4 protein-coding genes and 1 pseudogene are annotated in these 4,546 nt (G+C 67.8%); 4 read left to right on the top strand and 1 reads right to left on the bottom strand.

Going from position 1 to position 4,546, the window contains the following annotated elements; all coding sequences use genetic code 11:
• Nucleotides 1-56 precede the first annotated feature (56 nt).
• The gene (locus AB0J04_RS45375) at nt 57-1,088 is read left to right on the top strand and encodes an aldo/keto reductase (protein ID WP_363174595.1); all 1,032 of its coding nucleotides are present in this window, start codon (nt 57-59) and stop codon (nt 1,086-1,088) included.
• A gap of 7 nt (nt 1,089-1,095) precedes the next feature.
• A complete protein-coding gene (locus AB0J04_RS45370) occupies nt 1,096-2,190 on the top strand; it encodes a winged helix DNA-binding domain-containing protein (protein ID WP_363174594.1) in 1,095 nt (364 codons plus the stop codon).
• 172 nt (nt 2,191-2,362) lie between these two features.
• Here AB0J04_RS45370 and AB0J04_RS45365 read toward each other — a convergent pair whose 3' ends face one another.
• On the bottom strand, nt 2,363-3,004 hold the full coding sequence (locus AB0J04_RS45365) for a Tn3 family transposase (protein WP_363174593.1): 642 nt from the start codon (nt 3,002-3,004) through the stop codon (nt 2,363-2,365).
• 11 nt (nt 3,005-3,015) lie between these two features.
• Here AB0J04_RS45365 and AB0J04_RS45360 point away from each other — a divergent pair, with 11 nt between their 5' ends.
• Together AB0J04_RS45360 and AB0J04_RS45355 are read left to right on the top strand one after the other, a co-directional pair.
• Complete coding sequence (locus tag AB0J04_RS45360) at nt 3,016-3,339, top strand: hypothetical protein (protein ID WP_363174592.1); 324 nt, start codon at nt 3,016-3,018, stop codon at nt 3,337-3,339.
• Nucleotides 3,340-3,447: 108 nt separating this feature from the next.
• Nucleotides 3,448-4,433 (top strand): annotated as a pseudogene (locus tag AB0J04_RS45355) (IS5 family transposase).
• Nucleotides 4,434-4,546: the final 113 nt, after the last annotated feature.

Raw genomic sequence — 4,546 nt, 5'->3', positions numbered from 1 at the left:
CGGACCGGACGGCGCAGGCACCGAACACGTACAGCAGCGGAAGGAAACGGGGCACCGTGAGGATGCAGAAGCTGGGACGGACCGGCATCGAAGTCAGTGCTTACTGCCTGGGCACCATGGTGTTCGGCAAAATGGGCAACCCTGATCACGACGACTGCGTGCGCATGATCCACCAGGCGCTGGACGCGGGCATCAATTTTGTCGACACCGCCGATGTGTACGGCTACAGCGAGACCGAGGAGATCGTCGGAAAGGCCCTCAAAGGGAGCCGCGACAAGGTCGTGCTGGCAACCAAGTTCAACGGACCGATGGGCGAGGAGCCCAACCGCAGCGGCAGCTCCCGGCGCTGGGTCGTCCAGGCGGTCGAGGGCTCACTGAAGCGGCTGCAAACCGACTACATCGACCTTTACCAGATCCACCACCCCGACCCGCACACCGACATCGAAGAGACCCTCTCCGCGCTCACCGACCTCGTGCGTGCCGGGAAGGTCCGCGCGATCGGCTCCTCCAACCTCCCGGCCTCGGAAATCGTCGAGGCCCAGTGGGTGTCCCAGCAGCGTGGACTGCACCGCCTGCGAACCGAGCAGCCCACCTACTCCATCCTCAACCGCGGCATCGAGCGGGAGGTCCTGCCCACCTGCCACCGCTATGGCCTGGGCGTTCTGGTATGGAGTCCGTTGGCCATGGGGCTGCTCACCGGCCGCTACCGCAAGAACGCCCCGCGCCCCGACAACGCCCGCATGCAGTGGGTCTCCCGGCACCTCACCGACGAACGCAAGCTTGACGCGGTGGAGCAGCTGCTCACCCTCGCCGAGGAAACCGGCCACTCCCTCACGCACATGGCCATGGCCTTCGCCACCAGCCACCCCGACGTCACCGCCGCCGTCATCGGCCCGCGCACCATGGACCAGCTGGACGACTTGCTCGTCGGCGCCACCCTCACCCTCGGCGACGACATCCTCGACAAGATCGACGCAATCGTCCCGCCCGGCACCGACATCAGCCCTCTGGACGTCTCCTACGTACCTCCCTCCCTCACCCACACGGACCTGCGCCGACGCCCGTCCCACGAGCGAGCCGCCGCGTGAGAATGCCATGACTGTTCTTGACGCCCGTGCCCTCAATCGCGCCGCCCTCGCCCGCCAGCACCTGCTCAAGCGCAGCGACACATCCGTGTCGGAGGCAGTGGCCCATCTGTGCGGCCTCCAGGCACAGGATCCTCAGGAGCCCTTCACCGGGCTGTGGTCCCGCCTGTCCGGCTTCGAGCCCCAGCAACTGGACGATGCGCTGACCGGTCGCGTGGTGGTGCGCACTCACCTGATGCGGCGCACCGTCCACCTCGTCACAGCCGACGACGTGCTCACCTGGCGAGCCCGCCACGACACCATGCTGCGCCAGCGAGTGCTGGGAACCTACCGGCGTGAACTCGCCGGCATCGACGTGGACGAGGTTGCCGCAGCCGGCCGCGCGGTCATGGCCGACCAGCAGCCCCGCACCATGACCGAGCTCGTACAGGCTCTCGAAGACCGCTGGCCCGGCCCACCGCGCCGTGTCCTGGGCGAGCTGCTCATCGCAGCCCTCATCCCCATGGCTCAACTCCCACCCCGCGGCCTGTGGCGCCAGACCGCCGGCGTACGCAACCTGCCGTTGAGTACCTGGCTGGAACGGGACATCGACCCCCTGCCCGCCGATGGCAGTGATCCCGTCGGACAGCAACTGCTGCGCCGCTACCTTGCCGCGTACGGGCCCGCCGCCAGCGCGGACCTACGTGCCTGGTGCGGCCTCGCCGGCCTTCCCGCCGCCATCAAAGCCGCCCGAGAAGAACTCATCGTCTTCCGTGACGAACGCGGCCGCGAACTGCTCGACCTGCCCGACGCACCCCGCCCCCACCCCGACACCTCCGCCCCGGTCCGGTTCCTCCCGGCCTTCGACAACGCCATCCTCGGCTACCACGACCGTAGCCGCATCATCGACGCCCCCCACCTCGGTCTGTCCGTCGCAGGCCACCGCACCGTCCTTGTTGACGGACGCGTCACCGCCACGTGGACCGTGCGCGACCACCAACTCCACATCAGCCCCCTGCGCCCCCTTACAGCCTTGGAACAAGAGGCCGTTCACACCGAAGCCCAGGATCTGACCACCTTCCTGGACAACGACATCGAGCAGATCCAACTCGACACCGAAAACTGACGATCACGCACTCCAGGTCCCGTGGTGGACCGGGTGGCCCGCGCGTTGCGCATGGCGGTCTCGGCCATGCGCTCGTCTGCGGCACCAGCGACACCACGGTGGCCGCCGTGCCCGGCGGCGAAGCGGATCAGTGTGCTTCACCTGGGCTCCGGCCAGGCCTGGAGCCCAGGTGTCATGCCGGGGCTGCGGCTGCCTCCTCCTGCGGGGTGCGCGGGCCGGGCACCGTCGGCCGGACGGACAGGTCCAGATCGAGGCGGCTGTTCATGTCCAGCTCGAACCGGCCGTACGGATTCACGGGGGTCCGCAACAGCGGCGACAGCGCCCGCCGGTCCGCGTCGGTGCGTTTGTCCGCCCACTTCGGATCGGCCAGGACCCCCTGTATCAGCAGAGTGTTGACGTGCACCAGAGCGGACTGGAGCAGGTGCAGCGCGAGCATGCCGACCTCCTGGCTCTCCTTGTCCGAACCAGCCAGGTCACCGTCCTTGCCGTAGAAGAGGTCCTTGTTCGCGCAGTTCCAGTTCACCACCACCTGCGACCCCTCGTGAATCTCCTGCCGCATCTCGACGTCGGCCAGAGAGTCGCAGATGAACGAGGTCCGCACCGCCCGCCCGAGCTCCTCGATCGCCCGGTACGCCGGGTGCTTCGGCCCACCCCGGGTGAAGCGCCGCAGGACCTGCTCGGCCTCGGCGGTGCCCAGCCGCAGGGCGGTGGTGCACTTCACGATCTGGTCGTACCGCTGGGCGACCAGGTCCCAGCCGATCGAGTCGGTGTTCGTCGACCGGCTCTTGGCCGCTTGTCCATCTCCGGCACGCAACGACTCACGACGTGCCGACCTGCTGGTTCGGTGTGGACCGCTCCACCATCACCCGGGCCATCAGCGAGGTGCGACCCCTGCTCGCAGAGCGGGGGCGCACCATCAGCCCCGACGCGCGGCTGCGAACCCCTGGCCGACGTCGTCGACCGTCTCGGCGCAACTGGGAAGCCCGGGATTATCGACGGCACCGAGGTCCGGGTGCGGCGGTCAGCCCCTGGACGCAAGGACCGGAACAAGTTCATCTCCGGCAAGACCAAGCAGAACGCCGTCAAGGCCATGGTGGTCACGGACGGCGAGGGCCACGTGCTCTTCCGCAGCCCGACCCGGCCGGGTAGCTGCGCGGACATCACACAAGCCCGCCCATTAGGTCCTGTCTGAAGTCCAGATCATGAATGCGTGGGATCGCCTGCGCGCGACGGGGTGTCCTTGGTAGTCAAGTGTCCATGGCGCGAGGCGATCTCACCGACGAGCAGTGGTCCCTGATTGAGCCCCATCTCCCGATCGCCGCGGTCGGACCTATCCCCGACCTGCGGAAATACTTCAACGCGGCGATGTGGCGCTTCCGGACCGGCAGCCCGTGGCGCGACCTGCCGGAGGAGTTCGGCCCCTGGCAGAGTTCCTACGACCGCTTCCAGGTCTGGGCGAAGCAGGGCATCTTCCAGAATCTGATGGAGATGGTGATCGCGGAAGCTGCCGCCCGTGACCAGGTCGACCTGGGGCTGGTCAGTGTGGACTCGGCGACAGCACGGGCACACCACCATGCCGCCGGGATGATCCTGGATCCGGAGCAGCTGGCAGCCCTGGAGGCGGCCGCCGAGGCCGAAAAGGGGGCCCGGCGGAGGGACAACAGCCGCAAGACCGGCAGGAAGAGGACCCCGCCCGCGAGGAGCGACGCCGGGTTCGCCGACGGTACCGGATCCGCTTGACCGCCGCTGACCTGGGGCGTTCGAGGGGTGGGCTGACCAGCAAGATTCATCTGGCGGCTGACCGGCGCTGCCGTCCGCTGGCGTTCGTGCTCACGCCCGGGCAGTGCGGTGACAGTCCGCAGTTCGTCCCGGTGCTGGAGAAGGTGAAGGTCCGCGGGCCGGTCGGGCGCCCGAGGAGCCGGCCGGACGCGGTGGCCGGCGACAAGGCCTACTCGTCCCGCAAGAACCGTGCTCACCTGCGTAAACGCAACATCAAGGCCGTCATCCCGGAGAAGAAGGACCAGGCCGCCAGCCGGAAGAAGAAAGGCCGCAGGGGAGGCCGCCCTGTCAGCCACGACTCCGCGCTCTACAAGGAGAGAAACACCGTCGAGCGGTGCATCAACCGTCTCCGAAACTGGCGGGGCATCGCCACCCGCTACGACAAAACCCCAACCAGCTACGAAGCCGGACTGCACCTGTGCAGTGCGATGCTCTGGATCCGCAGCATCACACTGCCCTCATGATCCGGACTTCAGACAGGACCTAGTACTACAGGGCTAGATCTTGATCATGGGGTGATGGGAGGCTCTGGCTGTGGCCACGACACAGCCCCATGAACCTGATCGTCCGTCGGACG

Source organism: Streptomyces sp. NPDC050263, assembly GCF_040655955.1.
GTDB lineage: Bacteria > Actinomycetota > Actinomycetes > Streptomycetales > Streptomycetaceae > Streptomyces.
The sequence above is the reverse complement of the archived record's forward strand: the minus strand, read 5'-3'. Positions and strand labels throughout refer to the sequence as shown.

Bases quoted from the DNA above. Each gene is read 5' to 3' on its own strand.
- AB0J04_RS45370 (WP_363174594.1), top strand. From the start codon at position 1,096: ATGACTGTTCTTGACGCCCGTGCCCTCAATCGCGCCGCCCTCGCCCGC.